This window comes from Moorena producens 3L (genome assembly GCF_000211815.1).
Lineage (GTDB): Bacteria > Cyanobacteriota > Cyanobacteriia > Cyanobacteriales > Coleofasciculaceae > Moorena > Moorena producens.
This window is the reverse complement of record NZ_GL890887.1, coordinates 1-1,559: the sequence shown is the minus strand read 5'-3', so window position 1 is coordinate 1,559 and position 1,559 is coordinate 1. Positions and strand designations below refer to the sequence as shown.

At 59.8% G+C, this 1,559-nt stretch carries 2 protein-coding genes; both read right to left on the bottom strand.

The annotated features are described in order from the left end of the window. Positions 1-262: ribose-phosphate pyrophosphokinase-like domain-containing protein (locus tag LYNGBM3L_RS49840; protein WP_131827477.1), on the bottom strand; the 262-nt coding region annotated here is incomplete at its 3' end. Between the two features lie 221 nt (positions 263-483). Next, positions 484-1,233 (bottom strand): sugar phosphate nucleotidyltransferase, encoded by a 750-nt coding sequence (locus LYNGBM3L_RS49835; protein WP_008183598.1) that lies wholly within the window; start codon positions 1,231-1,233, stop codon positions 484-486. Between the last annotated feature and the right edge of the window lie 326 nt (positions 1,234-1,559).

The window sequence follows — 1,559 nt, the reverse complement described above, 5'->3', positions numbered from 1 at the left end:
TCCGACCCGCGCTGGCTCGTTTGCAACTGTCGATCATGATCAACAGTTCCATGATGTTTTTATTGACCGGCGGACACGTGGGCTGAATGAGGAATACGTCACGGCCACGGACATCGTCTTCGATCTTACAACCGATCTCACCATCGGGAAAATCGGAGAGGGCGATGCCGCCCAGTGGCAAGTGCAAGAACTGACAGATCTTCTCAGCCAGCGGAATGTTGGAACGGCCGCTGAGAATCTTCAGTTCGCTGGTGGAAGTCATAACTTCTTGCGCCGATTCGTCGGATGATTGGCGAACCCAATCGCCAGCGATAAGGTGGAGCCGCGTCGGCTCAGCATGTGGGCACCGGGCGGAGACGGCGCCACGGCGGAAGCCTCATTCTCGTGAAAAAGGCCGCCGCGTCTAGAACCAGTGTCGCATCGCAAAAGGACGGCTTGCGCACGTCGGCAACCCACCCCTTCGGAGGTCGCCGAATCGGCGTTTTACTGGGCCATGCCGAGTTTTCTCATCTCCGCTTCGACAACGGCCAGTTGTTCCATGTTGTTCACGCTAAGTGCTTCGCACGGTTTGAGCACGGGGAGCGCCCGGACATCCTTTCCCGCCTCACGGAGGATCCCGGGACAATCGGTGATGTAGTACTCGCCCTGCTGGTTGGTATTGGTGATTTGGTCCAGACAGGGTCGCAGCTCGGCTGCATCAAACACGTAGGTGCTCATGTTCACTTCCGTGATCAGCCGCTGCTCGGGGGTCGCATCCTTTTCCTCGACAATGCCCTGAAACTCTCCCTGAGCGTCCCTCACGATGCGTCCCAGGCCGTGCGGGTCATCGCTGTGTAACGAACCGAGAATGCAGGCAGGTCGTTCGCTTTCATAGAGGTCCAGTAACGCCCGAATGGAGTCGACCTGAATCATGGGAGAATCGCCCGTCACGACCAGGACCGGTCCCTCATGTGCGGCGATCTGCTCACGGCACATCATCACGGCGTGTCCCGTTCCCAACTGCTCGGTCTGCTCAACAAACACTAGTTGGGAGCGGCCGGAGAGTGCGGTGCGCACGTCGTCGGCGCGGTAACCGACCACCACAGCGGCACGTCCGACTCCGGCAGTCTCCAGTGTGTCCAGCACGTATTCAATCATCGGCCGGCCGCAGGCGGGTACGAGGACCTTGGGAAGTTCGGATTCCATCCGCGTTCCCTTGCCCGCGGCCATCACAATTGCCAGTGTCTCACTCATGGAGTTTCCTTTTCGTGCTCGAGACTTGTCGTCGAGGTGCGTGGTGGCCCGCCGGACGAAGGAACTTCTTGCTCCGCTGCGGACGTTGTGCTGCCGTGACGCGGCTGCGCCTCTCCGGCAATGCAAGTAGCAATCAGCCCCGCGGACAGCTGCGGCCAAATCCAGGTGACCGGTGCGGTCACCCCGTGGAGCAAGCGATCTACCCAACGAGCTCGCGGCGAATAATGGTACCAGCGGATGCCCTGAACGCAGAAGCCGTGTCGCCTCGTCAGCTCTTGCAGGTTGGCGTAGGAGTAGTAGCTCACGTGATCGGGAGCCACTTTTTC